At 71.2% G+C, this 25988-nt stretch carries 27 protein-coding genes; 9 read left to right on the top strand and 18 right to left on the bottom strand.

Translation table 11 applies throughout. The features are described 5' to 3' along the window. Positions 1 to 189: 189 nt before the first annotated feature. The 3 genes from EDF48_RS18710 to EDF48_RS18720 form a co-directional block, all read right to left on the bottom strand. Positions 190 to 1518, bottom strand: coding sequence for a fibronectin type III domain-containing protein (locus EDF48_RS18710; RefSeq protein ID WP_131881954.1), 1329 nt, complete (start codon positions 1516 to 1518; stop codon positions 190 to 192). 265 nt (positions 1519 to 1783) lie between these two features. Beyond that, a complete protein-coding gene (locus tag EDF48_RS18715; protein ID WP_131881956.1) occupies positions 1784 to 3568 on the bottom strand; it encodes a DEAD/DEAH box helicase in 1785 nt (594 codons plus the stop codon). A gap of 105 nt (positions 3569 to 3673) precedes the next feature. Continuing rightward, the gene (locus tag EDF48_RS18720) at positions 3674 to 4138 is read right to left on the bottom strand and encodes a MarR family winged helix-turn-helix transcriptional regulator (RefSeq protein WP_131881958.1); all 465 of its coding nucleotides are present in this window, start codon (positions 4136 to 4138) and stop codon (positions 3674 to 3676) included. Positions 4139 to 4234: 96 nt separating this feature from the next. On the opposite strand from EDF48_RS18720, the gene EDF48_RS18725 reads away from it, so the two are divergent. Continuing rightward, positions 4235 to 6439 carry an MDR family MFS transporter gene (locus EDF48_RS18725; RefSeq protein ID WP_131881960.1) on the top strand — a complete coding sequence of 735 codons (2205 nt, stop codon included), beginning with the start codon at positions 4235 to 4237 and terminating at the stop codon, positions 6437 to 6439. 73 nt (positions 6440 to 6512) lie between these two features. Next, positions 6513 to 7100: a TetR/AcrR family transcriptional regulator gene (locus EDF48_RS18730; protein ID WP_123939119.1), complete on the top strand. Its 588-nt coding sequence runs from the start codon at positions 6513 to 6515 to the stop codon at positions 7098 to 7100. 118 nt (positions 7101 to 7218) lie between these two features. On the opposite strand, the gene EDF48_RS18735 is transcribed toward EDF48_RS18730, so the two are convergent. The 12 genes from EDF48_RS18735 to EDF48_RS18790 all read right to left on the bottom strand — a co-directional run bounded on the left by EDF48_RS18735 (position 7219) and on the right by EDF48_RS18790 (position 18125). After that, positions 7219 to 7722 carry a flavin reductase family protein gene (locus tag EDF48_RS18735; protein ID WP_131845214.1) on the bottom strand — a complete coding sequence of 168 codons (504 nt, stop codon included), beginning with the start codon at positions 7720 to 7722 and terminating at the stop codon, positions 7219 to 7221. Between the two features lie 14 nt (positions 7723 to 7736). Continuing rightward, positions 7737 to 9446, bottom strand: a complete 1710-nt coding sequence (locus EDF48_RS18740; protein ID WP_243649829.1) for an MDR family MFS transporter — start codon at positions 9444 to 9446, stop codon at positions 7737 to 7739. Position 9447: 1 nt separating this feature from the next. Continuing rightward, positions 9448 to 10782 (bottom strand): NtaA/DmoA family FMN-dependent monooxygenase, encoded by a 1335-nt coding sequence (locus tag EDF48_RS18745; RefSeq protein ID WP_131881962.1) that lies wholly within the window; start codon positions 10780 to 10782, stop codon positions 9448 to 9450. Continuing rightward, entirely contained in the window at positions 10779 to 11534 is a 756-nt protein-coding gene (locus EDF48_RS18750; RefSeq protein WP_131845213.1) for an isochorismatase family cysteine hydrolase, read from the bottom strand. The genes EDF48_RS18745 and EDF48_RS18750 overlap by 4 nt, the downstream gene beginning before the upstream one ends. After that, entirely contained in the window at positions 11531 to 12595 is a 1065-nt protein-coding gene (locus EDF48_RS18755; protein ID WP_131845212.1) for an LLM class flavin-dependent oxidoreductase, read from the bottom strand. The genes EDF48_RS18750 and EDF48_RS18755 overlap by 4 nt, the downstream gene beginning before the upstream one ends. Positions 12596 to 12643: 48 nt before the next feature. Further along, positions 12644 to 13768, bottom strand: a complete 1125-nt coding sequence (locus tag EDF48_RS18760; RefSeq protein ID WP_243649828.1) for an ABC transporter substrate-binding protein — start codon at positions 13766 to 13768, stop codon at positions 12644 to 12646. Positions 13769 to 13937: 169 nt separating this feature from the next. Continuing rightward, positions 13938 to 14780, bottom strand: coding sequence for an ABC transporter permease (locus EDF48_RS18765; RefSeq protein WP_207896064.1), 843 nt, complete (start codon positions 14778 to 14780; stop codon positions 13938 to 13940). A gap of 13 nt (positions 14781 to 14793) precedes the next feature. Next, entirely contained in the window at positions 14794 to 15621 is an 828-nt protein-coding gene (locus EDF48_RS18770; RefSeq protein ID WP_123294748.1) for an ABC transporter ATP-binding protein, read from the bottom strand. A gap of 189 nt (positions 15622 to 15810) precedes the next feature. Beyond that, positions 15811 to 16224 (bottom strand): hypothetical protein, encoded by a 414-nt coding sequence (locus EDF48_RS18775; RefSeq protein WP_131845211.1) that lies wholly within the window; start codon positions 16222 to 16224, stop codon positions 15811 to 15813. Positions 16225 to 16268: 44 nt separating this feature from the next. Next, positions 16269 to 16691: a hypothetical protein gene (locus EDF48_RS18780; RefSeq protein ID WP_131845210.1), complete on the bottom strand. Its 423-nt coding sequence runs from the start codon at positions 16689 to 16691 to the stop codon at positions 16269 to 16271. Beyond that, positions 16688 to 17293 (bottom strand): nucleotidyltransferase domain-containing protein, encoded by a 606-nt coding sequence (locus EDF48_RS18785; protein ID WP_131845209.1) that lies wholly within the window; start codon positions 17291 to 17293, stop codon positions 16688 to 16690. The genes EDF48_RS18780 and EDF48_RS18785 overlap by 4 nt, the downstream gene beginning before the upstream one ends. Positions 17294 to 17366: 73 nt before the next feature. After that, complete coding sequence (locus EDF48_RS18790) at positions 17367 to 18125, bottom strand: SDR family NAD(P)-dependent oxidoreductase (RefSeq protein ID WP_131845208.1); 759 nt, start codon at positions 18123 to 18125, stop codon at positions 17367 to 17369. Between the two features lie 68 nt (positions 18126 to 18193). Between EDF48_RS18790 and EDF48_RS18795 the strand changes: the two genes are divergently transcribed. Continuing rightward, positions 18194 to 18802 (top strand): TetR family transcriptional regulator, encoded by a 609-nt coding sequence (locus tag EDF48_RS18795; RefSeq protein WP_131845207.1) that lies wholly within the window; start codon positions 18194 to 18196, stop codon positions 18800 to 18802. Between the two features lie 84 nt (positions 18803 to 18886). Here EDF48_RS18795 and EDF48_RS18800 read toward each other — a convergent pair whose 3' ends face one another. Next, positions 18887 to 19828, bottom strand: coding sequence for an aldo/keto reductase (locus EDF48_RS18800; protein WP_131881964.1), 942 nt, complete (start codon positions 19826 to 19828; stop codon positions 18887 to 18889). A gap of 109 nt (positions 19829 to 19937) precedes the next feature. On the opposite strand from EDF48_RS18800, the gene EDF48_RS18805 reads away from it, so the two are divergent. The 3 genes from EDF48_RS18805 (at position 19938) to EDF48_RS18815 (ending at position 21448) form a co-directional block, all read left to right on the top strand. Next, complete coding sequence (locus tag EDF48_RS18805; RefSeq protein WP_243649826.1) at positions 19938 to 20528, top strand: TetR family transcriptional regulator; 591 nt, start codon at positions 19938 to 19940, stop codon at positions 20526 to 20528. A 40-nt stretch (positions 20529 to 20568) separates the two neighbouring features. Beyond that, a complete protein-coding gene (locus EDF48_RS18810) occupies positions 20569 to 20982 on the top strand; it encodes a VOC family protein (protein WP_131845204.1) in 414 nt (137 codons plus the stop codon). 70 nt (positions 20983 to 21052) lie between these two features. Continuing rightward, positions 21053 to 21448: an arsenate reductase ArsC gene (locus tag EDF48_RS18815; RefSeq protein ID WP_131845203.1), complete on the top strand. Its 396-nt coding sequence runs from the start codon at positions 21053 to 21055 to the stop codon at positions 21446 to 21448. 4 nt (positions 21449 to 21452) lie between these two features. On the opposite strand, the gene EDF48_RS18820 is transcribed toward EDF48_RS18815, so the two are convergent. Then, complete coding sequence (locus EDF48_RS18820) at positions 21453 to 21722, bottom strand: hypothetical protein (RefSeq protein ID WP_123294645.1); 270 nt, start codon at positions 21720 to 21722, stop codon at positions 21453 to 21455. 98 nt (positions 21723 to 21820) lie between these two features. Here EDF48_RS18820 and EDF48_RS18825 point away from each other — a divergent pair, with 98 nt between their 5' ends. Together EDF48_RS18825 and EDF48_RS18830 are read left to right on the top strand one after the other, a co-directional pair. Further along, the gene (locus EDF48_RS18825) at positions 21821 to 22693 is read left to right on the top strand and encodes a DUF808 domain-containing protein (RefSeq protein ID WP_131845202.1); all 873 of its coding nucleotides are present in this window, start codon (positions 21821 to 21823) and stop codon (positions 22691 to 22693) included. 119 nt (positions 22694 to 22812) lie between these two features. Next, entirely contained in the window at positions 22813 to 23247 is a 435-nt protein-coding gene (locus tag EDF48_RS18830; protein WP_123939129.1) for a VOC family protein, read from the top strand. Positions 23248 to 23266: 19 nt separating this feature from the next. On the opposite strand, the gene EDF48_RS18835 is transcribed toward EDF48_RS18830, so the two are convergent. Beyond that, positions 23267 to 24220: a manganese catalase family protein gene (locus tag EDF48_RS18835; RefSeq protein ID WP_131845201.1), complete on the bottom strand. Its 954-nt coding sequence runs from the start codon at positions 24218 to 24220 to the stop codon at positions 23267 to 23269. 140 nt (positions 24221 to 24360) lie between these two features. Between EDF48_RS18835 and EDF48_RS18840 the strand changes: the two genes are divergently transcribed. Further along, complete coding sequence (locus tag EDF48_RS18840; protein ID WP_131845200.1) at positions 24361 to 25746, top strand: FAD-linked oxidase C-terminal domain-containing protein; 1386 nt, start codon at positions 24361 to 24363, stop codon at positions 25744 to 25746. Positions 25747 to 25988 lie beyond the last annotated feature (242 nt).

Genomic DNA, 25988 nt, shown 5'->3' on the forward strand with positions numbered 1-25988 from the left:
GGGGGGGGGTGGCGCCCGGGGGGGCGGTCCGGCCCCCCCACTCCCTCTCTGGGCCCCCCCGGCCCCCCCCCCCCCCCCCCCCCCCCCCCCCCCCCCCCGCACGACGCCCGCGCCCGCCCCGACCCCCGGAACACAGGACGGGGTGGGACGCGCCGTTGCGTCCCACCCCGTCCTGCCTCGGTCTGCCGGTCAGATCACCAGCAGCCGCGAGTACTGCGCCGACGACAGCTGCTGCGCAGCCCCGCCGGAGGCCGGCACGCGCCACAGCCCGGCCGAGGGCCCGCTGTCGACGTTCGCGAACACGTCGCCGTCGTCGGAGGCGGCACCCGTGTTCGCCCCGCGCGACCCCGCCGTGATGCCGGAGACCGCCACGGTGGACTTCCCACTGGAGCCGACCACGAGCTTGTCCGGGATCGTGCGGTCGACCTTGCAGCCGGCCGGGCTGGTCGGGTACTCGGCGGGGGCGCTGCACCACTCGGCGGACTGCAGCAGCGAGAACCCGTCGGCGTTGGCGGCCGCGTACTCGAACGCCAGCCGGGGCTCGATCCGCGTCAGCGCCGTGGCGCCCGGCTTCAGCTGGTACCAGGCCCACGAGCCGGCGCCACCGGGCGAGCGGATGTCGACGTACACGTTGCCGTGCGAGTCGGCGAGGACCGCTGCGGGGTACCCGACGCCGGAGCTGCCGGGGAGCGTGATCGCCCGTGCGGCCGTGCCGGTGCCCACGACGATCGGGGAGATCTGCGAACCACCGACGGCGACGACCTTGCCGTCGGGGGTGACGGTCCAGAACCGCTGGCCGCTGCCCGTGGCAGTCAGGTCGAGCACGGTCGTCGCGGTGGAGCTGCCGACGGGGAGCTTCTGCACGGCCCCCGTCACCGAGTCGATCCAGTACAGGTTGCCGGCGACGTCGGAACGCAGGTCGGGGGTCAGGTGCAGCCCGGTCGCCAGCGTCCGCGTGGCACTTCCGTCGGCGGGGTGGAACAGGATCGAGGTCAGGTCCGCCGAGGGGGTGAACACGTCACCGACGTCGTCCGCGGCGAAGCCCGTCCCCTTCGCGGCGACGACCTTCCCGGCGCCGGAACCGTCCTCGGCGAAGCGCACGACGTTGCCGGACGCGTCGAGGGCGAAGAGCGACTGCGTCGTGTCGACCACGGACGGCGTGGTGTAGCGGACCAGGATCGTGCGGCCGGACTTCTTCGCGCCGATCGCCCGGACCGAGAACTTGTAGGTCGTCTTCGGCGTCAGGTCACCGAAGCGGTCGGACCGCGCCTTCGCCGGCAGCCGGTCGACGCCGTTGCCGGGCTGCTGCTGCGCGGGGGCGATCGTGACCTTCCAACCAGTCACCTTCGCGCCCGACTTCGGGGCGCCCCAGGTCACGGTCGCGCTGTCGCCGGCTCCGGTGACCCGGACGGTGGTGGGCGCTCCGGGCGCCGAGGACGAGGGGGCTGCCGTCGCCGGCGCCACTCCCCCGATGACGAGCGCCGCCGCTGCTGCGACGGTGATGAGTGCTCGGTACACGTTCGTTCCCCTGCCTTCTCCGCGGCTCCCTGCGTCACGGCTCCAGGTATCACAGCACCGCTCGGGCGCCAGGGGAACGGATCCGAGCGTGATCTGCGGTTCCCCGCACCGCAAAGCTGGTGACGCAAGGCCGGCACGCGGGGCGGCCCGCGGCGGGAGACGCGACCGGACGACGGACGGGAGGCACGGTGCCAGCTGGCACCGTGCCTCCCGTCAAGAGGTGGTCGCGTCCAGGACGCAACTCGCGTCGACGACGCGACTCGCGTCAGTAGCGCGGCTTGCGCTCCGGACGCTCGTCGCGGCGGCCACCACCACGGCGGTCGGGCTTGATCTCGATGAGCTTTCCGCTGATCCGGGTGTCGGTCAGGCGGTCGAGCACGCCGCCGTCCATGTCGGCGGGCAGCTCGACGATGGAGAAGTCCGGCTGGATGCGGATCGCACCGAAGTCGTCGCGGCGCAGGCCACCCTCGTTGGCCAGGGCGCCGACGATCTGGCGCGGCTCGACGCGGTGACGGCGGCCGACCTCGATGCGGTAGGCGGTCATCGGCTGCGAACGGCGGGGCGCACGGTCCCGGTCGCCACCACGGTCGCCGCCACGGTCGCTGCGCGGGCCGCGGTCGTCACGTGCACCGCGGTCGTCGCGCTCGCCACGGCGGGCGTCGCGCTCCATCTGCGTGCGGAGGGCGTCGTCGGCTGCGGTCAGGAGCAGCGGCGAGTCGCCCTGCGCCACGACGGCAAGGGCGGCGGCGACGTCGTCCGAGGGGACGTCGTGGTGCTCGACGTAGTGCGCGATGACGTCGCGGAAGGCAGCGATGCGACCCTGGTCCTCGAGCGCCGCGGTGATCGCGTCGTCGAAGCGGGTCAGGCGCGTCTCGTTGACGTCGTCGATCGTCGGCAGCTGCATCTGGGTGAGCGGCTGCTTCGTGTGGCGCTCGATCGCGGAGAGCAGGCGACGCTCGCGGGGGGTGACGAAGCTGATCGAGTCACCCGAGCGGCCGGCACGACCGGTGCGGCCGATGCGGTGCACGTAGGACTCGATGTCGACCGGGATGTCGTAGTTCACGACGTGGGTGATGCGGTCGACGTCGAGGCCACGGGCGGCGACGTCCGTGGCGACGAGGATGTCGAGCTTGCCGGACTTCAGCTGGTTGACGGTCCGCTCGCGCTGGGCCTGGGCGACGTCACCGCTGATGGCGGCTGCGGCGTAACCACGGGCACGGAGCTTCTCGGCCAGGGTCTCGGTCTCGCTCTTGGTGCGGACGAAGATGATCATGCCCTCGAAGTCCTCGACCTCGAGGATGCGGGTCAGGGCGTCGACCTTCTGCGGGTACGAGACCATCAGGTAGCGCTGCGTGATGTTCGCGGCGGTCTTCGTCTTGGTCTTGACGGTGATCTCGGCCGGGTCCGTCAGGTACTGCTGCGAGATGCGGCGGATCTGGGCGGGCATGGTCGCCGAGAACAGGGCGACCTGCTTGTCGTCGGGGGTGTCCGCCAGGATCGTCTCGACGTCCTCGGCGAAGCCCATCTTGAGCATCTCGTCGGCCTCGTCGAGCACGAGGTACTTCAGCTCGGACAGGTCGAGCGTGCCCTTCGCCAGGTGGTCCATGATGCGACCGGGGGTGCCGACGATGACGTCGACGCCGCGGCGCAGGGCGGACAGCTGCACGCCGTACGCCTGACCGCCGTAGACCGGCAGGACGTGGACGTGCTTCATGTGCGACGCGAACTGCTCGAACGCCTCGCACACCTGCAGGGCGAGCTCACGCGTCGGGGACAGCACGAGGGCCTGCGGCTTCTTGCTGCCGGGCTCCATGCGGGACAGGATCGGCAGCGCGAAGGCGGCGGTCTTGCCGGTTCCGGTCTGCGCGAGGCCGACGACGTCGCGGCCGTCGAGCAGTGTGGGGATGGTGGCTTCCTGGATGGCGGAAGGGGTTTCGTAGCCGATGTCCTTGACGGCCTTGAGCACAGCATCGCTCAGGCCGAGATCGGCGAAGGTCACCACGGGCCCCTCGTCGGTGGTCTCGGTGGTGGTGGCGGTGTCCGTGCTCATACACCAACGGTATCTCGAATGCACGCTCCGCAGTGACCGGGGGGCGTGCGGACGGGAGGAACGGGGCGGGCCCGCCCCGCGCCTCCCGTCCTCTTGTTGGTCACGTCACGGGCGCGTGGTGCCGATCCCGAGGACCGCGTCGGCCCGGTCGTTCAGTCGCGTGAGCATCTCGGCGAGCGAGCGCAGCTCGTCCGAGGCGAACTCCTCGGTGAGGTCGTCGAAGACCTCGGCGCCGGCGGCGTCGAGCTGGTCGAGCAACTGCTTGCCCGCGGGTGCGAGCGAGACCAGGGTCGCTCGGCCGTCGGCGGGGTCCGGCGAGCCGACCAGGTGCTCGGCCTCGACCAGCGACGCCACCCGGCGACTGATCACCGGGCGGGACAGGCCCGTCGCGTCGGCGATCGCGGTCGCCCGGACGGGTCCGTGACCGGCGACGGCACGCAGGATCACCCGCGCCGTCGGGTCGAGCCCGCCGCGGGACTCGATGAGCGAGGAACGCAGGGTCTGCCGGACCCACAGCCGGTCGAGCTGGGATCGCAGGAGTCGCTCGGCGGCACGCCGGTCGTCGCACATGGGGCCAGCGTAGTGGGCACATTTAGTTGCTTGCTGGAAGCAACAGATGTATCGTTGCGCGGTCTGCAAAGTTACACAGCACGAAAAAGGAGTTCGATGACCGCCACCGCACCCGTCCAGGTGCAGCACGGTCGGCACACCGCCGAGGCCCCAGCAGCCTCCGGCGGGACCGGCCCGCAGCCCCTGATGACCCACCGCCAGATCCTCCTGGTGATCTACGGCCTGATGGCGGGCATGTTCCTGTCGTCCCTCGGCCAGACGGTGTTCGGCACGGCGATCCGCACCATCGGCGACGACCTGCACGGCCTCGACCAGCAGGCCTGGGTCACCACGGCCTACCTGATCACCTCGACGATCGCGACGCCGATCTACGGCAAGCTCTCCGACATCTTCGGCCGCCGGCCCCTCTACATCTTCGGCATCGTCGTGTTCATCCTCGGCGCCGTCCTGTCGTCGATGTCCACCTCGATGCTCATGCTCGCGGCCTTCCGCGCCGTGCAGGGCATCGGTGCCGGTGCGCTCATGTCGCTGCCGCTCGCGATCATGGGCGACATCCTCGCCCCGCGCGAACGTGCCAAGTACCAGGGCTACTTCCTCGCCGTGTTCGGCATCTCGTCCGTCATCGGGCCGCTCATCGGTGGGCTGCTCGCCGGTTCCTCCGAGATCCTGTGGATCACGGGATGGCGCTGGGTCCTCCTGATCAACGTGCCGATCGGTGTCGCCGCGCTCCTCATGGTCATCGTCTTCCTGCACCTGCCGAAGGTGCACAGTGCCGACGACGCGAAGCCCAAGGTCGACTGGTGGGGCGCGACCGCCGTCATCGTCACCCTCGTGCCGCTGCTGCTCGTCGCCGAACAGGGCCGCATCTGGGGCTGGGGCTCCCCCGCCGCCATCGCCTGCTACGTCGTCGGGGTCGTCGGCCTGATCGGGCTGCTGCTCATCGAGTCGAAGATGGGCGACGCGGCGATCATCCCGCTCAAGCTCTTCCGCTCGGGCACGTTCTCGATGGCGACCGTCATCGGGTTCCTGGTCGGCTTCGCGATGTTCGGTGCGATGCTCACCATCCCGCTCTACCTGCAGATCGTCGTGGGGCTCACCCCGACCGAGTCCGGCTTCGCCACGCTGCCCCTGGTCGGCGGTCTCATGATCGCCTCGATCACGAGCGGTCAGATCGTCGCCCGCGTCGGCCGCTACCGGATCTTCCCGGTCATCGGCACCGCGCTCGTGTCCGCCGGCTACGTCGTCCTGACCTTCATGTCGATCGACAAGCCGCTCTGGTTCCTGATGATCGGCATGTTCCTGATCGGCCTCGGCCTCGGCTCGGTCATGCAGTCGCTGACCCTGGCCTCGCAGGGCTCCGTCGAGGCCCGTGACATGGGCGTCGCCACGTCGTCCGCCACGTTCTTCCGGCAGATCGGTGGAACGCTCGGCACCGCGGTCCTGCTGTCCATCCTGTTCTCGGTGATGCCGGCGAACATCCTGCACGCCACCGCGAACGAGAAGGACCTCGGCCCGGCGCTCGACGCCGCGCTCAACCCCACCGTCGCCAGCGCGAAGGCGAACCAGGGCGCGATGGACAAGATCTGGACGCCCGTCGTCACCCCGCTGACGAAGACCGTGCAGTCGCAGCTCGACGCCGCCTCGGCGAAGGCGACGCAGGCCGCCGATGCCGCGGTCACCGAGCAGGTCACGGCAGCCGTGCAGCAGCAGGTCGCCTCCGGTGCGGTCCCCGCCGCCTCGGCCCAGTCCGTCATCGACCAGCAGGTCGCAGCGGCGACGCCGGCGGCCGAGCAGTCAGCGCTCGAGCAGGTCGCCGACCAGGCACACGCCAGCGTGCAGGACGGCACCGTGTCCGTCGACTGGTCGAACGCCTCGCAGCGCTCGTACTGGGTCGACGAGCTCACCCCGGAGCTCGCGAAGAAGATCGACGACGGCAACACCACGAGCGACAGTGCCACCAGCACGAACGACACCTCGTTCCTGACCGGTGCCGACAGCCGCCTGACCCGGCCGTTCATGGCGGGCTTCAACGCCTCGTCCGTGACGATCTACTGGGTCGGCCTCGGTGTGATCCTGCTCGCGTTCGTGCTCACCTGGTTCTTCCGGGTGCCGCCGCTGCGCCAGCGATCCGCCCTGCAGGAGCGTGCCGACCTGTCCGCCGAGGCCCAGCTCGAGGCCGAAGCCGGCGCCGCCGCTGCCGACGCCGGCTCGTTCACCGGTCCGATGACCGGGTCCGTGCCGACCGGCTCGGTGCCCACCGGATCGGGTTCGACCGGATCCGCGCCGACGCACCGTCGGTGACCGACCGGGCCGTCCGTGCCGTGCCCCCTTTCCGGCACGGGCGGCCCACCAACCCCCACCACCAGGAGTCCACGTGATCACCACCCCGGCAGCTGCAGTGGCGACGGAGCCGTGCACCCTGCGGGAGCGCAAGAAGCAGCAGACCCGGCAGGCGCTGCACGACGCGGCCCTGACGCTGGTGTCCGCGCACGGGCTGGACGGCGTCACCATCGAGCAGATCTGCGCCGATGCCGACGTCTCGCCCCGCACCTTCTTCAACTACTTCTCGTCCAAGGCGCACGCCGCCCTCGGACTCGACTCCGTCGAGGTCCCGGAGCCTTCCGCAGCATGGTTCACCGAGGCTCGTGGCGGCCTGGTCGACGACCTCTGCACCCTCGTCGCGGCGACCGTACCGCTGTCCCAGGACCGCCGCCGGATGAAGGAGCTGCTGGTCCTCCGGCCCGAGATGTCGTCGATGGTGATGCAGTGGATGGCCGAGTCGCGCCAGTCCCTGCTCAGCGTCGTGGGCACCAGGACCGACGACCAGACCGCACGCACGGCGGTGACGCTCGTGATGTCGGCGCTCAGCGAGGCCGCCCACCGCGACTCCGTGCGGAACAACGACGAGCTCGCGGTGCGGCTCCGGGCCGTGGTGCGCGAGATGGCGGCGCTGGCGTCCTGAGGGGGTCGTGCGGGCCGCCGCGCGGAGCGTACCGAGTCGTTTCGGGCGTACCGGGTCGGAACTTCTGACCAGGTGCGCCCGATTCCGCTTCCCATCGCACGCGTTCTGGGAAAGAACGTCAGGTGGTGGCGACGCCTGCTGGCCGCCGAGCTGGCCGGTGCCAGATGAGCGCGGCGTTCGCGGAGTCGCGGGCGAAGCGGAGCACCCGCAGCACCACGATGTCGTGGTCGCCCGCGCGGTGGACGGCCTCGACTGAGCACTCCAGCCACGAGTGCGCGCCGTCGAGCAGGATCGCTCCCGCCCCGGTGTCCGTGGACGGCACGCCCAACAGTCGCTGCGCCCGGTCGCGGGAGGCCAGCTGCCGGGTCTGCGCCGCGTGCCCCTCGGCGAGCACGGAGATGCCGAGCACCGGCGCGCAGGCCAGGTCCGGCCAGGTCGTCGACGAGTGCTGCACGGCGATCGTCGCGAGCGGCGGGTCGTACGAGACCCCGACGGTGAAGGACGTCGCCACCATGACGACCAGCACGCCGTCGACCCGGGCTGCGATGGCGGCCACGACGGAGGGGACCTCGGCGATCGCCTCGCGGATGTCGAGCGGGTCGTCGGTGAAGTCGTGCTGCATGGTGGTTCCTTCGTTCAGGAGCGGGCGAGCAGGGTGCGGGCACGGCGCTCGTCGGCACGCATCGCGGCGACGAGGGCGTCCGGCCCGGGGAACGTGCGCTGCCGCCGGAGCCGACGGCCGACGGTGAGCTCGACGGGGGTGCCGTACAGGTCGCCGTCGAAGTCGAGCACGTGGATCTCGACGGTGCGCGGCCGGTCGGCGAAGGTGCTGTTGCTGCCGATCGACACGAGCGCCTCACGGGCACCGGACCAGGTCGGCGCGGTGAGCCAGCCGACGTAGACCCCGTCCGACGGAACAGCGCCCGCGTCGTCGGGCAGCAGGTTGGCGGTCGGGAACCCGAGCCCGTGCCCGACCCCGGCGCCGTGCACGACCGCGCCGGTCAGGACCGCCGGCGCTCGCCCTGGCAGGGACGCCGCCGCCACGAGTGCCCCGAGGGCCGCCAGCGCCAGGGCACCGAGGGCAACCGCGTCGGTCGACACCGCGAGCAGCACCGCGGTGACCGTGCTGCCCAGGACGGCACCGAGCTGCTTCACGGTGTTGAAGGTGCTCGACGCCGCACCGATGGTCGCCGGTCCGGCCCCGAGCACCGCCGCGAGCGAGAACGGCGACCAGACGAACGCGTTCGCGACCCCGAAGCCGGTGAACGCCGTCGCGACCGCCCAGAGGGGTGCGGCGGTCCCGATGAGCACGGCGGTCAGCGCCACCGAGACGACGAGCAGGACGGCGCCGATGGTCGCCGTCGCACGGGGGCCCGCGGTGTTCGTCGTGCGGCCGACGAACGGTGCGGCGGCCAGGCAGGCGACCCCCATCGGCACGAGCACGAGGGCCGCGGCACCCGGTCCGAGACCACGTCCGTCCTGCAGGTCGAGCATGAGCGGGATCGGCGCCGACCCGACGCAGAACGACGCAGCCGTCGCGCCCCACGAGCCGGTCACGAACCCGCGGTCGCGGAACAACCCGAGCGGGACGAGCGCCCGGTCCCCCGCGCGGCGCTGCACCGTGAGCACCGCAGCGACGACGAGTGCGCCGAGCACCACCAGACCGACCCGCGGCAGGGGGGCGGCGAGGACGCCGTCGCCCGTGCCCTGGACACCGACGACCACCGCGAACACCCCGGCGGTCACCCCGACGACGGCGAGCACCGGCAGGGGCACCGCGATGCGTCGGGACACCGGCACGAACCGCAGCACGGCGCCGGCGGTGACGATGCCGACGGGCACGTTCACCAGGAAGACCGACGGCCACCCCCACGCCTCGACGAGCACGCCGCCGACGATCGGGCCGGCGACGGTCGCCGCACCGCCACCGGCGCTCCAGACGGCGAGCGCGACGGCGAGTCGGGGTGGTTCGAACAACGAGCGGATCACGGTCAGGCACTGGGGTGTCAGCAGCGCGGCACCGACGCCCTGCACGGCGCGCCAGACGATGAGCGCGCCGATCCCCGGTGCGAACGCGCACCCGACCGACGCGACGGTGAACACCGCGAGCCCGAGCAGGTAGACCCGGCGGTGCCCGAAGCGGTCGCCGAGCCGTCCGGCGACGAGGAGCGGCACGGCGAACGCGAACAGGTAGGCGCTGTTCACCCAGACCGACAGCGACGCGTCGGTGCCGAGGTCGCTGCCGATGTCCGGCAGGGCGACGGACACGATCGTGCTGTCCAGCAGCAGCATGAAGAAGCCGAGGCAGAGCCCGCCGAGCGCGAGCCACCGACGGGCCGGGGTCACCTCACACCTCCAGGTTCTCGCGGAGCGTCGACCCCGGGTACCGCGGCGCCAGGGCACCTCGGGCACGCAGCTCCGGCACGAGCAGCTCGCTCAGGTCGGCGAACCCGGTGGGCATGCCGAGCGGGCTGGACAGCATGTAGCCGCCGCGTCCGCCGGTGGCCGCGAAGTTCTCCTGCAGGGCGTCGGCGACCCCCGCGGCGTCGCCGACCAGCATGTGGTCGAGGCCCGTCGCAGCACGCCAGCCGTGCTCGAAGAAGTCGTCGCGGTCCATGGTGTGGTCCTCGCCGAACTCGGCGACCAGGCTGCCGACCAGGCCGGCCGGGCTCGCCTGCGCGGCGACGATCTCGTCGCGCAGCTCGCCGAGGCGGAACGTCTCCGGGAGCGTGGAGAAGTCGTACCCGGCGTTGTGCGAGATGAAGGTGCCGACGGCCTCGCGGTTCCAGAACGACAGCAGCGAGTCACGGCGGGCGGCGGCCTCGGCGTCGGTGGCGCCGACGATGACCTGGGTCGCCCAGAGGATCCCGACGCCGGACGGGTCCCGACCGGCGTCGGTGAGCGCTGCGTCGAGGGCGTTCCGGTGCCGGAGCTGTCCGGCGACGCTCGACCCGAACCCGAACACCAGGTCGGCGAACGACGCGCTGGCGGCGATGCCGCGCGGCGAGTTGCCGGCCTGCACGACGACGGGGTGCCGCTGCGGACTCGGGACGCTCGCGAGCGGGCCGCGCACCTTGAAGAAGCGGCCGTCGTGGTCGATCGGGTGCACCCCGGCCGGATCGGCGAACCGGCCGGTCGCGCGGTCGCGGACGATCGCGTCCGGGGCGACGGAGTCCCAGAGCGCACGGCAGACGCCGATGAACTCCTCCATCCGTTCGTACCGCAGGTCGTGGTCGATCAGGTGGTCGGACCCGTAGTTCGCCGCGTCCGCGCCCCGCGACGAGGCGACGACGTTGAACGCCATCCGTCCCCCGGTGACGTGGTCGAGCGAGTTGAGCAGTCGGGCGACGGAGAAGGGGTGGGTGAACGTGGACGAGTAGGTGAGCCCGAACCCGATGTGCTCCGTGACGGTGGACATCGCGGCGATCACGGGCGACATGTCCTGCCGGGGCCACTGGATGCCCCACTCGACGGCCGGGTCGATGCTGCCGCGCCACGTGCTCGGCACACCGGACCCGTCGCCGAAGAACAGCATGTCGACGCCTGCGCGCTCGGCGGTCCTGGCGACCTCCATGTACATGCGGACGTCGGGGAAGTCCTGGCCGACCCAGCTGCCGGCCGCTGCCCACCGCCCCTCGGTGTGGGTGAAGGACAGGTCGTAGGCCAGGTGCATGCCGCTCATCGGGCACCCACCGGCGAAGCGGACGCAGACCCGGACGCAGACGCAGCAGCAGCAGCAGCAGCAGCAGCAGCAGACGCAGACGCGTCAGCAGCCGCGCGCCACAGCGCCACCGTCTCGTCGGCGTCGGTCACGACGCCCACGTTGAGGTCGATCAGGGTGAGTGCGGCGTCGTGCACGTCGGTGTCGTACGCGGCGGTGGCGTCCTGCGGGACCACCACGTGCCAGCCGAGCTGCATCGCGTCCTGTGCGGTGGCGAGGACGCAGCACTCGGTCGTGAGTCCCACGACGGTGACCCAGCCGATCCCTGCGGCGGTGAGCCGGGCCTCCAGGTCGGTGCCCAGGAACCCGCTGTAGCCGCGCTTGACGACGCGTGTCTCACCGGGCTCGGGCGCCGTGCGGTACCACTCGGCGCCCTCCGTGCCGATCCGGCAGGGCTCGTCGTCCGGCATCGGGCCGTCCGGGTCGCCCCCGCGCAGCCACGTGCTGGAGCGCCACGGCCGGGCCGGGTCGCTGCCGAGTTCGACCCAGACGACGGGGACGCCCGCTGCGCGGGCCTCGTCGACGAGCGAGCCGATGCGGGTGACGGCGGCGGCCACGGCGACGGACGCGCGGTCGTCGAGTCCGTAGGGGGCGATCCGCGCCGGCTCACCGAAGTCGCGCTGCACGTCGACGACGACGAGCGCGGGGCGGAGCGGAGCGGACAGCAACTGCGCGAGCCGCGGGTCGCGACCCGCGTCGGGTCCCCCGGTCACCGGACGACCGCCGCGTCGTGCTGGCGGAGCGCCGGCAGGACGGTCTCCCCGAACAGCACCATGTCCTGGTCGTACTCGGGGAAGATCAGCATCAGGCCGTCGAGCTCGCCCCGGTCGACGATGTACTCGATGTGCTCGATGACGGTCTCGGCGGACCCGGCGACGTACGCGGTCTGGAACGCGTCCTCACCGGCAGCACCGTCCGCCCAGGCACGCGCCTGCTCGGCGGGGACGCCCCACGACGCCCGCATCGAGGCCAGTGCTTCGCGGTCGACGCCGGCACCCCACTCGCGCACCTTCCGCTGCGCGGCGGCGTCGGTCTCGCCCTGCACGACCGTGAGCATCGAGTAGGTGCGGCACTCGCGTCCCTCGGCGGCGGCGCGGTCGTGGACGTCGCGGGACAGGTCGCGCATCTCGTCCAGGCTGTCCGCTGCCAGGAAGGCGCCGTCGGCGTGCTTCGCCTGGAACGCCCGGGCTGCCTCGGACTTGCCGGCGCTGATGATGGTCGGCCGCGATGCGGGGTGGGGGCGGGACTCGCACGCGTCGAGGTCGAAGTACGGCGTGTGCATCGTCACGCTGTCCTCGGTCCACAGGCGCGTGACCGCCTCGGTCCAGAGCTCCGTCATCCGGTACCGGTCGGCGTGGCTGAGGGCCGCGTCCCAGATCCCGAACTGCTCGAACTCCGCCGCGTAGGCGCCGTTGACGATGTTCATGCCGGCCCGGCCGCCGGAGACGTCCTGCAGCGTCGTGTACATCTTCGCGGCGACCGCCGGGTTGTGGACGTTGGCGTGCATCGTCGCCCAGATCTTGACCCGCTCGGTGGCCTCGGCGATGCCGGCCATCATCGTCATCGACTCGAGGGAGCGACCCCAGTGGTCGGTGGAGCCGCCGAAGCCGCGCCACTTCGCCATCGACATCACGAAGTCCAGGCCGATCGTCTCGGCGTGCAGCGCCGCGCGCTTGTTCCACGCGTAGGTCGCCTCGGGGTGGGGTGCCGTGGTGGAGAGCATCCACCCGCCGTTGCCGATCGGGAGGAAGATCCCGTACTCCTTCGCGGGCATCTCACGCCGCCTTTCTGGTCGTTGCGGAACACTCGGTGACGATGGCGCTCACGGTGCCGGCCACACGGTCTCGCCGTCCTTCGTGATGGCGTCGATGTACTCGTTCGTGAACCAGCGCTTCGCGTCGTCGGCGGTCACGGAGCTCTTGACGATGTCGAACTGGTGCAGCATGTCCACGAGCTTCGTCACGTTCTCCGGGTCGATCCCGCCGAGCGGCTGGTCCGGCGTCGGGTTGTCCGCGATGACCTTCGTCTCGGTGGTCCAGATCTTGGTGTTCTGGGCGGTGTCGTAGGTGGCGCCGGACAGCTTCGCGGCGTACCCGACGCACTGCTTGGTCTTCGCCTCGCTCGCGGAGCAGAAGTCGTAGGCGTGCAGGGCTGCGCGCAGGACGTCCTCGACCGCGGTCGGGTGCGCCTTCGCGAAGGCGGGGTTCACGGCCATCGCACCGATCGACGAGGGGATGTCGTAGTCGACGGGCTGCCAGACGGTGACGTCGTCACCGGCGGCCTTGAGCAGGTTCGGTTCGTTCGACACGAAGCCGGTCAGCGCCTCGAGGCCGTTCTGCTTGCGGGGCAGGACGGACGGGTCGTAGCCCTCCTTCACGAGCGTGAGGGAGTCCCACTCGACACCGGCCTTCTCCATCATCGCCCGGACCGAGGCGGGGACGTAGCCCTTGTGGCCGACGACCTGGCCGTCGAGCTGCGGCAGCTTCGTGATGTCCTTGTTCGTCATCAGGACGTCGAGGCCGGCGTTCGAGTACGACGAGATCCCGGTGATGTCGATGCCGTTCGCCCGGGCCTGGATGAGGTCCTGCTCGGCGACGGCGGACACGGTGGCCTGGCCGCTGGCGAGGAGCTTCGTGTTCTGGGCGGTGTCACCCGAGCCCGGCTTCAGGGTCACGTCGAGGCAGAGGTCCTTGAAGTAGCCGAGCTCGTCCGCCGCGATGTACTCGAGGATCGACGCCGACGACTGGTACTGGTAGCCGGAAAGGTAGGTGATCTTGCCGGCGTCCTTGTTCTCCTTGCACCGCTCGGCCGAGATCGCGCTGCCCTCGGACGAGGTGGTTCCGGCGCTCGAGCCGGTGCTGCAGCCGGTGAGCGCGAGGGCGACGACGGCGGTGGCGAGGGCCGCGAGTGCGGCCTTGGTGCGGTGCTGCATGGTGCTGTGCTGCATGGTCACTCCTGTGGGAAGAGATGGGTGGTGCAGGGCGGGTGCGGGTGGGTCGGTGGGTCGCCGGACGTCGGCCTGGAGGCGCGGCTGACGTCGCGCGGGCAGGCTCGCGCCGGCGGGTGGTGCGGCAGGGCCGCGGGGCGGCCGCGTGGTGCGGCCGGCGGACCGCGCGTCAGTCGTTCGCGGTGCGGTGCCAGTGCAGGACGCGCCGCTCGACGACCGTGATGAGTCCGAGCAGGACCACGCCCATCACCGCGAGGATCGCGATCGCCGCGTAGACGACGTCGAGCTGGTTCATCGACGACGCCGTGCTGATCACGGTGCCGAGGCCGCCGGTCGAACCCGAGGCGGACAGCTCCGCGACGACCGCGCCGATGATCGACAGCGGGAACACGATCCGCAGGGCCGCGAACACGAACGGCAGGGCGTTCGGGATCCGCAGGTGCACGAGCATCTCGAACCGGGAGGCATCGATCGTCTTGTACACCTGCAGCACGGGCTGCGGCACGGACCGCAGGCCTGCGGCGGTGTTGATCAGGATCGGGAAGAAGCAGATGAGCGCCGTGATGACGAGCTTCGGCAGCGGCCCGAACCCGAACGCCACCACCAGGGCCGGGGCGATCGCGACGAGGGGCGTGACGTTCAGCACGATGGCGATCGGCATGACCGCACGGCGGACGATCGGCAGCTCACTCGTCAGCACCGCGAGCACGAAGGCGGCGAGGAACCCGATGGCCAGGCCGACGAGCGACTCCGCCAGGGTGATGCCGGCGTTCTGCAGGTAGTAGGGCAGCTGCGTGGCGAGGGTCTCCCCCACCGCGGGCAACGGCGGCAGCAGGTACGGCATCGCCGTCGCGCCGATCTGCCAGAGCACCGCCAGGACGGCGAGCATCACGACGAGGGGCAACCAGACGGTCGGTCGGAGCCAACCGGGCACCGGTCGGCGCGCGGTGCGTCGTTCGGCGTCGGCCGTGGTGGCGGTCGCGGCGGGCGTGGAGGTGGTGGTGGCGCTCATGGTCCCGTCTCCCTCAGGCCGCATCGGTCATGCGCCAGGCGCTGTGCAGACGGGTCCGGACCAGGTCTTCGTACTCGTGGAACCGCTGTTCCTCGAACAATCGCTGGTTGCGCGGGCGGGGCAGGTCGATGTCGATGACGTCGACGATCCGGCCGGGGCGCGGCGCCATCACGACGACGGTGTCCGACATCCGGACGGCTTCGGACACCGAGTGCGTCACGAAGAGCACCGTCGTGCGCAGCTCGTCCCACAGGTCGAGCAGCTGGTCCTGCAGGCTCTCGCGGGTGAACTCGTCGAGCGCCGAGAACGGCTCGTCCATCAGCAGGACGTCGGGGCGCAGGCCGAAGGCCCGGACGATCGCGGCACGCTGCTGCATGCCGCCGGACAGCTGTGCGGGGAGCTTGTCCATCGCCTCGCCGAGTCCCGCCATCCGCAGGAGTTCGCGCATGTCCGGGCCGGTGCCGGTACTGCGCTCCTCGAGGTCCTCGATGGCGGCACGGCGGCGACCGGCACCCGGGTTCACGCGCCCGGCGAGCGACACGTTCTGCAGCACGGTGAGCCAGGGCAGCAGCGCCGGCGCCTGGGGCACGAGTCCGATGAGCTTCGCCGCGCAGGCCTGGGCCGGTGTGACACCGTGCACCCGGACGTCACCGCGGTCGGCGGGCTCGAGCCCGGCCACCAGGCGGAGCAGCGTCGACTTCCCGCAGCCGCTCGGGCCGATGAGCGACACGAACTTCCCGGGCTCGATGGTCAACTCGACGTCGTCGAGCGCGACCATCGCGCTCGGGCCGCTGCCGTACACCTTGCGCACCGCGTCCACGCGGACCGCTGATGTGGTCATCCGTTCCTCCATACCGTCGGCGAGCACGCAGGCTCGGTCTCGTATGGCGGAGAGCGTGCGTCGCGAGCTCGGGTTGGTCTGCGACGCGGAAATCCGCTGCTGGTGACGAGGCTAGGACGCCCGTGTTACGGAGTCGGACCACATGTGTTGCGAACGTGTGAACGAGTGCGCGGGTCGGGTCGACTGCGCTCAGCGCGGCGAGAGCACTGCGGTCTGCCCGTCCCAGACGAGCACCTCGACGCCGAGGTCCTCGGCGGCAACCGCCACCCACCCGGCGAGCGCCCTCGCCGCGGGTTCGGCGACGACGAGCACGGCCCGCTCCACCCCGGGGACCGACCGCCGCAGCCACAGCAGCTTGAACAGGTCCGCCATCACCTTGTTGCGCCAGGCGGGCTTGTAGGCGCCCTGGTTCGCGACGAGCTGCACGACGACACGGTCGGCGTCGTCGATGCCCTCGACCTCGACCCGGGCGCGGTCGAGCACGACCGTGCGCGGGCGGAGGACGAGGCCGAGGGCGGTGCCGGTGTGCTCGAGCATCCGGCGTTCGACGGAGTCGGGGGCGAACCGGCCCCACTCGGAGCGCGCGACGGGGACCTCGGTCATGTCGGCAGTGTAAGCGGGCCAGCCGCTCCGGATCGACCGGCGCGTCAGACCGACCGCGCGGCCGCCTCGAGGGCCTCGGCCGCTTCCCCGGCGCGCACGATGTCGCTGTCGCTGACCGACCGCGCGTTGTACTCGGCTTTGGTCTTCACCGCCAACAGCACCTCGAGGTGCTTCGCAACCGGCTGTCCAGCTGCCGCACGCAGCACGGGTACCGCTTCGTCGTGTGCTCCCGATCGCGAGTACTCGCCGGTCCGAGCGACGCAGATCGCGTCAGCCGCGGCGATGCCGCTGAGGACGCACTGCGTGACGAACGCGTTCGCGAACTGCGATCCGGCACTGAAGACCCCTGCGTCACCGCCGAGCGCGCGGAGGGCCTCTGCAGCTTCGAGGAACTCCGTCGCCTTGGCGAGCCGGCCCCTCCGGAACGACTCGTCGCCCGGTGCGGTGGTGCCGGTTCGCGGGGTCATCCAGTCAGGGTACGGAGCTTCCGGGACAGCCATCGACCATCGCCTGCGATGGGAATCCCGTCCCCGGCAACCGATGCGAGGAGCGGGTCGGTGCCGTCGATCTCGTCCTCGTCGAAGAGGACCGGCCGCACGGCGTTCCCGGTCCACCGACCGGCCGCACGGCACAACGCGTGGATCTGGTCCTCTGCCTCCTCACGTCGGCCGTGCTCGACGATGAAGCAGACATCGAGGTCGCTGTCCGGCCGCATCTCACCACGGGCGCCGGATCCGAAGAGCGCGGCGTACCGGAGGGGGATCGATCGACAGCCCGATCGGAGTCGTTCGAGGAACGCGCGCCGGAGATCGGCCAGAGCGGTGATCGCATCGGCGGCGAGGTGTTCCCGGTTCAGGCTGAACGACTTCGTCCGTCCGGTCCGGTGCCCGTCGACGACACCCTGCTCGACCAGCCGATCCGCACTGTTCCGGACCCCGGCGTACGACCGGTCCGGCACCAGGCTGCAGATGGCCGCGATCGTCATCGGTCCTGGCGCTCGTGCCAACACGGCGAGCACATCGCCGTCCACGGAGGTGGTCACCGTCGCGAAGGGGGACTGCAACTGCATCGGGACCTCCGATCGGATACGAGTAGAAATCTACCACTTCTAGTAGATTTCTACTCGTATCTGAGCATTTTCGTCAGACGACCGACCACCCACCGTCGCTCGGCAGCACGGCGCCGTTCACGTTGGCAGAGTCGTCGCTGAGCAGCCAGGTGATGGCCGCTGCGAGCTGCTCCGGCTGCGCCACCGGCGGGATGGCGACCTGCATGATGGGGCCGACCCGGCTGGCGGCGTACTCGCTGCGCATCGGCGCCTCGATGTTCGTCGCGACCGCGCCCGGCGCGACCGCGTTTGCCCGGATGCCCTGCGGCCCGTGGAAGAACGCCACGCTCTTGGTGAACCCGGCGATCGCGTGCTTCGACGCCGTGTACGCGGCACCCGCTGCCGAGGCACGGAGTGCGGCCTCGGAGGCGACGTTCACGACGGCGCCGCGGCCGGCGGCGATCATGTGCGGCAGGACGGCGCGGGTGAGGCGCATCGGTCCGGTGACGTTGACGCTGAAGACGCGGTCCCAGGTGGCGTCGTCGACCTCGCTCGGCGGAAGGAAAGCGTCCATGATGCCGGCGACGTTCGCCAGTCCGTCGATGCGATCGCCCGCGGCCGCGATGAGTGCGTCGATGGTCTCGGTCGCGGCGACGTCGCCGATGACGGTCTCGAGTTCGAGGCCCTCGAGTTCGGAGCGGAGCGCGTCGAGGCGGTCGGCGACGACGTCGGTCGCGATCACCCGCCCGCCCTCGTTCGCGATGCGCGTCGCCGTGGCGCGTCCGATGCCGGAACCCGCCCCGGTGACGATGATGGTCCTGCCGGTGAAACGTCCGGCGGTGGTGTCGGTCATGTCGTCTCCTCACTGAGAGGCGCTCGCTGCGCCACGACGGTTATAGCACTCAGTGCCGAAAGGACTCCATGCGCCCGACGAGTGACCGGCCGACGAGCGATCGACCGACGAGCGATCGGCCGACGGGACGCCCCCGCACGATCGACCCGGACGCGGTGTCCCTCGTGGCGCTCCGGCTGTTCGACGAGCAGGGCTTCGACGCCGTGTCGATGGACGACGTCGCGACAGCTGCCGGGGTGAGCCGCCGGTCGTTGTTCCGGCTGTTCCCGAACAAGGCGGCGCTCGTCTGGGGTGGGCTCGACGAGTTCGCCTCGCGGTTCGGTGACGCACTCCGACAGCGGCCGTCCACGGAGTCGTCGTCGGTCGCCCTGCGTGCCGCCTACCGGATCGGCGCGACCTTCCCCGACGACGCCGTCGAGGTCACCCGCCACCGACTCCGCGTCATCCGCGCCAACCCCTCCCTCGAGCACGTCGGCGCGGCCACGGTCACGACCCTGACCGACGCGATCGTCCGGTTCGTGGCCGAGCGGGACGGCGCGACGCCCGACGACCTCGCGGTGTCGGTGCGCGCGCACGCCCTGGCGGCCGCGGCGAGCGCGGCCCTCACCTGGTGGGCGCTGCACGGCGACGGCCGACCGGAGGACGTCGTGGACCGCGCACTCGCCCTGCTCGCCTGAGACGCGCCCTGGACACGACCACCGGACGGACGGGAGGCCCGTGGCGGGCGCGCCACGGGCCTCCCGTCCGACACCCGGCCGGGCTCAGCCCGTCGCGCGCTTCCCACGGACGTCGCGCGACAGCGCGTCGATGCGCACCACCTCGTCGTCAGTGAGCCGCACGTCGGCGGCGGAGACGTTCTCGGCGACGCGTCCGGGGTTGCGCGATCCGGGGATCGGGACCAGGTCGGCGCGCTTCGCCAGGATCCAGGCCAGCGCGAGCTGCGAGAGCGAGACGCCCTTCACATCGGCGATCTCGGTGAGCGCGGCGACGACGGCGACGTTCGCGTCGAAGTGCTCCGGCGCCCACCACTCGAGCTGCTGCCGGATGTCGTCGGCCGCGTAGGCGCTCGCGGGCTGCACGGCACCGCTCAGGAACCCGCGCGCCAGCGGCGAGTACGCGACGACGCCGATGCCGAGCTCGTCGACGAGGGGGAAGAGCGCCTCGGACTCCCGCGAGAAGACGGAGTACTCGGTCTGGAACGCCGAGATCGGGTGCACAGCGTGCGCGCGGCGGATCTGGTCGGCATCGGTGTTCGACAGGCCGAGGTACCGGACCTTGCCGGCCTGCACGAACTCCTGCATCACGCCGACGACGTCCTCGATCGGGACAGCCGGGTCGTGCACGTGCTGGTAGAGCAGGTCGATCGAGTCGGTGCCGAGGTTCTGCAGGCTCGCGTCCACCACCTGCCGGATGTGCTCCGGTCGGGAGTCCGGCGCGTAGGCCTCGGGCGTGAACCCGAACTTCGTGGCGATCGTCACCTCGTCGCGGATCGGGGCGAGCGCCGCGCCGAGGAGCCGCTCGCCGGTCCCCCAGCCGTACAGCTCGGCCGTGTCGAAGTGCGTGACGCCGAGTTCGTGGGCGTGCCGGATCGCGGCGACGGACTCGGTGTCGTCGCCGGGTCCGTACGCGAACGTGGTGCCCATGGCGCCGTAGCCGATGGCGCTGACGGTGAGGCCCTGTCGGCCGAGGGTGCGTTGCTGCATGGTGCCGTCCCTTCGTGACGTGTGGTGGTCATGCGAGTGGCACTGTACGCCATTACTGTCAGAGTCTGACAACTTGGACGGAAGATGACGTCACGGTACGATCGGTCCCGTGAGCGACGTGCGAACCGGCCTACGGGACATCACCCGCGATGCCGTCCGCGCGCGCATCGCCGCCGTGGCACTCGAGCGGTTCGACACCGACGGGTTCGACAACGTCACCGTGGAACAGGTCGCCGCCGAGGTGGGGATCTCGGCGCGGAGCTTCCACCGGTACTTCCCCGCGAAGGAGGACGCCGTCATCGGCGACCCCGCGCGACACCGGGACGCCCTCGCCGAGGCGTTCCGGTCGCGGTCGACGACCCAACCGGTGTGGCCCGCGCTGCGCGAGGCCTTCGCCGAGATGCTCGAGCGCGGCAGCACCGACGACCCCGAGACCGGTCGACGGTCCGTCCGCGTGATGACGAGCACGGCGTCACTGCGCGCACGGAACCTCGAGAAGCACCAGGCCTGGGCGGACGTCCTGACGCCCCTCGTCGTCGGGCAGCTCCACGGCCCCGACGCCGACCTGCGGGCACGGGTCCTCGTGCAGGCGGCCCTCGGTTGCTTCGACGTGGCGATCACCACCTGGGCCACGGGCAACGACCCCGACGCGGCCGCGATCCTGCGACGCGCGTTCGACGGCATCGCACCGAGCGCCTGACGAGCGGACGCGCGCCCTCGTCCAGCGGTATCGTCCGGGCATGAACGTCACCGGACCGTCGCCGTACTTCCAGTTCGCCGGCACCGCCAGGCAGGCCCTCGAGCACTGGCAGGGTGTCTTCGGCGGCGAGGTCCAGATCGCGACCTACGCCGACTTCTCACGGACCGACGGCCCCGCCGACGCGGTCGCCCACGGACAGCTCACCGGCGGGCTGCAGCTCTTCGCCGCCGACGCGAGCGAGACCGACGAGCCGTTCGCGGCGACCGGCCTGCTGTTCTCGCTCCTCGGGGCCGAAGAACCCGACGTCCTGCGGCACTGGTTCGACGCGCTCGCCGAGGGTGGCACGGTCGTCGACGCCCTGCAGCAGCGGCCGTGGGGTGACTGGGACGGCACCGTGCGGGACGCGTTCGGTGTCACGTGGCTGATCGGGTTCGAGGCGTCAGCGCGGGAATGACGGGCACCGTCGCTGGGATGACGGGCGCACTCGCTGGGATGACGGGCGCCCTCGCTGGGATGATGGGCGCATGACCGACCGCCCCGCCGTCCTGTTCGTGTGCGTCCACAACGCCGGACGCTCCCAGATGGCCGCGGGGTGGCTGCAGCACCTCGCCGGCGACCGCGTCCGGGTGTTCTCCGCCGGCAGCGAGCCCGCCGACCAGGTCAACGCCGTCGCCGTGCAGGCCATGGCCGAGCAGGACATCGACATCGCCGACGCCCGACCGGCGGTGCTCGAGACCGAGACCGTGCGCGAGTCGGACGTCGTCATCACCATGGGCTGCGGAGACGCCTGCCCGGTGTTCCCCGGCAAGCGGTACGAGGACTGGGACCTCGACGACCCGGCCGGGCTGGGGATCGAGCAGGTCCGCCCCATCCGCGACGACATCCGGGTGCGGGTCGAGCGGTTGATCGCGTCCCTGTAGCCGGCTACTGCTGGTCGGACGGCAGCAGCGGCGCCCAGTAGGCGTCCGCACCGTCGGCCTGCACGGCGTCGCGCTCGAAGCGGAAGCCGTAGTCGCGCACGAAGTCGAGCGCGGCGGCCTGCTCGTCCTCGGCGTCGTCGTGCGCGGCGTCGAACAGGTAGACGCCGTGCCCCATCTTCACGCCCGAGTCGCTGATCACCGTGAGGTCCCAACGCCCCTCCTCGGCGCGTTCGATCCGCACGACGGCGGCCTGTGCAGCGGTGAAGTCAGCCATGGCCTCAGCCTACGGACGGCGCCCCGGCGGCGTTCAGGGTCCGCCGCGCCCACTACGCTGAGCACCGTCACAGGCCCGGACGAGCGGAGAACGAAGTCATGTCAGTCGGATTGCTCGCCGTGGTGGACGACATCCTCTCCGCGGCCCTGAAGGCGAGTGCGAAGACCGCCGGGGTCGTCATCGACGATGCCGCGGTCACGCCGCAGTACGTGCAGGGACTCGCGCCGGCCCGGGAACTGCCGGTCGTCGGTCGCATCGCGCTCGGCAGCCTGTTCAACAAGTTCATCATCATCATCCCGCTGGCGCTGCTGCTCACCGCGTTCGCGCCCTGGGTGCTGCCGTACCTCCTGCTCATCGGCGGGACGTACCTGTGCTTCGAGGGCGCGGAGAAGGTCACCGAGTGGTTCGGTGTCCACCACGGCACAGGCTCCACCGACTCGGTCACCGAACCCAAGCTCGTGTTCGGCGCCATCCGGACCGACCTCATCCTGAGCACCGAGATCATGCTCATCGCCCTGGCCGGCCTCGACCCCGACCTCGGGCTCTGGCCGACACTCGGTGCACTCATCGTGATCGGGCTCGTCATGACCGCGGTCGTCTACGGCGCGGTGGCCCTGCTGGTGAAGATCGACGACGTCGGTCTGCAGATGATGAAGAACTCCGTCCGCCGGACCCGTCGCACAGGAGCGCGGATCGTGCGGGCGATGCCGACCGTCTTCCGGGTCATCAGCGTCATCGGCACCGTGGCCATGCTCTGGGTGGGCGGGCACCTGGTCATCGCGAACCTCGCCGAGACCTTCTGGCACGGCCCGTACGACCTGCTGCACACGATCGAGCGCGCGATCGAGGCCACTGGCCCGGTGATCACGTGGATCGTCGACACCGCAGTCTCGGCGGTCGCCGGCGTCGTCCTCGGCATGGTCGTCGTGGCGATCGTCCTCGGCATCGGTCGCCTCCGCGGGAAGCACTGACTGACACTTCTGTTCCGGCGTCGGAACACGAGTGTTCCGACGGTGCACGCGTCGAACGACTCGTGGAGCGTCGCAGAACGGGTGCGCGCGACCCGCGCCGCGCGCCTACCCTGGCGCGCATGGCAACGGTGCGACAGGTCCAGGTGACGTTCGACTGCGCCGAGCCGGAGCGGGTCGCCCGGTTCTGGTGCGAGGTCCTCGGCTACGAGGTGCCTGCTCCCCCGCCCGGGTTCGACGACTGGCAGGCGTTCAACGCCTCGCTCCCGCCCGAGCACCAGGACTCCGCTTTCGCGTGCGTCGACCCGACGGGCGTCGGGCCGCGGCTGTTCTTCCAGCGGGTTCCCGAGGGCAAGACGGTGAAGAACCGCGTGCACCTGGACGTCCGGGTCGGCACCGGTCTGGTCGGCGAGGAACGTCTCGCAGCGCTCGACGCGGAGAGCGCCCGCCTCGTCGCGCTCGGCGCGACGCAGTTCCGCCGCATGCTCGCGGATCAGGTCAACGAGTCCTGCATCGTGATGCAGGACGTCGAGGGCAACGAGTTCTGCCTCGACTGATCCGCGAGCCCGCGCAGGTTCAGGCCACCGGCCCGTACGTGCTCACCTCGACGGCGCCGAGCTCGAGCTCCGCCGTCTGCTGGATGAGCGCCAGCAGGTCGGCGTCGAGACCGGGACCGAACTCCTCGAGGCGCTCCGGAGCGATGAACGACGGCACGCCGGCCGGGGCCTGCTCGGTCGCCGTCAGGTCCGTGCCGTCCTTCGACGGGGACGCGCCGCGGAAGATCTTGCCCGCCTCGGACGCCCCGTCGAGGTCGAAGCTGTACTGCTTGCTCTGCAGCCCGAGGTCGAGGAGCTCCTTGACCTCCGGGAACCGCTCGGCGTTCGTCTTCGGGATCGGCAGCAGGGTCTTCCAGTCGACGCCGAGGGTCTCGAGTGCCTTCGCGTACGCGTTCTCGTGCGCCTGGTCGCGGACGATCAGGTACGCGACGGTGCTGCGCGCGGTGGGGTTGTCCGTCATCTCGTAGATCCGGCACTTCTGCAGGCGACCGGTGGACTCGAGCATCAGGTTGTAGAGCAGGTCGAGCGGCAGGTTGCCGGAGTTGTAGACGTAGCTGCCGCTCCACGGGTTGCCGGCCGCGTCGACCGGCAGGGCACCTTGGGCCCCGACCAGGTAGTGGTGGATGTTGCTCGTGTCGAGCGCGATGTTGAGCGGCGTCGCACCCTTCGCACCCGGCTTGTCGAGCGGGTCGGTGAGCTTGCCGGTGTACTCGGGCGAGCCGTCGAGCAGGCGGGAGATCGTGGTGCCGATGAGCTCGACGTGGCTGATCTCCTCGGTGCCGACGCCCTGGATGAGGTCGCGGTACGGCTTCGCCGCCGGGCCACGGAAGTTCATCGCCTGGAACAGGTACTGCATCATCGTGCGCATCTCGCCGAACTGCCCGCCGAGCCCTTCCTGCAGGGCGTTGGCCGCTGCCGGGTCGGGCTCGCCGTCGGCGATCTCGTTGATCCAGGTCTGTGCGTGGAAGTACATGGGGCCTCCTTGCTCACCGCGACGGATCCGCCGCGTGCCTCACCGTCGTCCGGCGTCCCTGGCAGGCGACACGGGTCGTCCACTCAGCGCGGTATCGTCGTCGGCGCCGCACCGCCGCGCCCGGAAGGACCCCCGAACCGATGACCGTCAGTCACGCCGCCGACACAGCCGCCCTCGACGATCTGCTCGAGCCGGACCAGGTCCTCCGCGACCCGGCGTCGCTCGAGCAGTACCGCCACGACGACGCCGAGTGGGCCGACTCCACCGCACCGCTCGCCGTCGTCCTCGCACGCAGCACCGACGACGTCGTCGCCACCGTCCGGTGGGCGGCAGCCGTCGGCGTGCGGGTCGTGCCGCGCGGCGCCGGGACCGGGCTGTCCGGCGGGGCGAACGCGATGGCCGGATCGGTCGTCCTGTCCCTCGAGCTGATGGACGCGGTGCTCGAGGTGGACACCGACGAGCGCTACGCCGTCGCCCAGCCCGGTGTGGTCAACGACGCACTGCGGGCTGCCGTCGCGGAACACGGACTCTGGTACCCGCCGGACCCGGCGAGCTCGGCCATCTCGACGATCGGCGGCAACGTCGCGACGAACGCCGGCGGGATCTGCTGCGTGAAGTACGGCGTCACCCGCGACTACGTGCTCGGGATGACCGTGGTGCTGGCCGACGGTTCCGTGGTGGAGCTCGGACGCCGCACGGCGAAGGGCGTCGCCGGGTACGACCTGGCCGGCCTGATGGTCGGGTCCGAGGGCACGCTCGGCATCGTCGTGTCGGTCACCGTCAAGCTGCTCCCCCTGGCCGGACGCGACGAACGTGCTGTGATCGGGTACTTCCCCTCGCTCAGCGCCGCCGGGGACGCCGTCGCCGCGATCTCGCGTGCCGGGATCATCCCCGCAGCACTCGAGATCGTGGACCGGACCTGCCTGCGGGCCGTCGACGACTGGATGCACCTCGGGCTGCCGTCCGACGTCGACACCCTGCTGCTGGCCCGGGTCGACGAGCGTGGTGCCGCGGGGGACGAGCTCGCCGACCAGGTCGCAGCCGTCTTCGCGCAGGCCGGCGGCACCGACGTCGAGCGCGCCACGGACCCCGACGACATCGACCGGCTGTTCCAGGCACGGCGACTCGCGTACCCGGCACTCGAGCGGCTCGGACCGGTGCTCACCGAGGACATCTGCGTGCCCCGCAGCGCGGTGCCCGAGATGCTCCGACGGATCCAGGCGACGGCGGCAGCGCACGACGTCACCATCGCGAACATCGCGCACGCCGGCGACGGCAACCTGCACCCGCTGATCATCGCTCCCGAGGGCGACGAGGCCGCGAAGGCCCGTGCGAAGCAGGCGTTCGACCAGATCGTCGCGGACTGCCTGGCACTCGGCGGCACCGTCACGGGTGAGCACGGCGTCGGCCTGCTCAAGCTGCCCGGCCTGCGGCAGGAGCTGGGCGAGCGGGTCCTCGCGATGCACCGTGCCGTCAAGGACGCCCTGGACCCGGCGGGCACCCTGAATCCCGGCAAGGCGTTCTGAACCCACGTGGACGACGGACGGGAGGCCCGGTGCCAGCTGGCACCGGGCCTCCCGTCCGTCGTCTGGTCGCGTCCAGGGCCCGAAGGTCACAGACCGGTAACGAGGACAGATCGGTCCAAACCTTTTGCCGGAGGCCCCCGAATCACCTGCACAGACCGGGAAACACCCGGAGCGCTCACCAGCCGCACATTGCTGGTTCTCCACCCTGCACCAGGGTGTGTTCGGCGCGCACACAGCAGCCG

Source organism: Curtobacterium sp. PhB191 (assembly GCF_004346515.1).
Taxonomy (GTDB): Bacteria; Actinomycetota; Actinomycetes; order Actinomycetales; family Microbacteriaceae; genus Curtobacterium.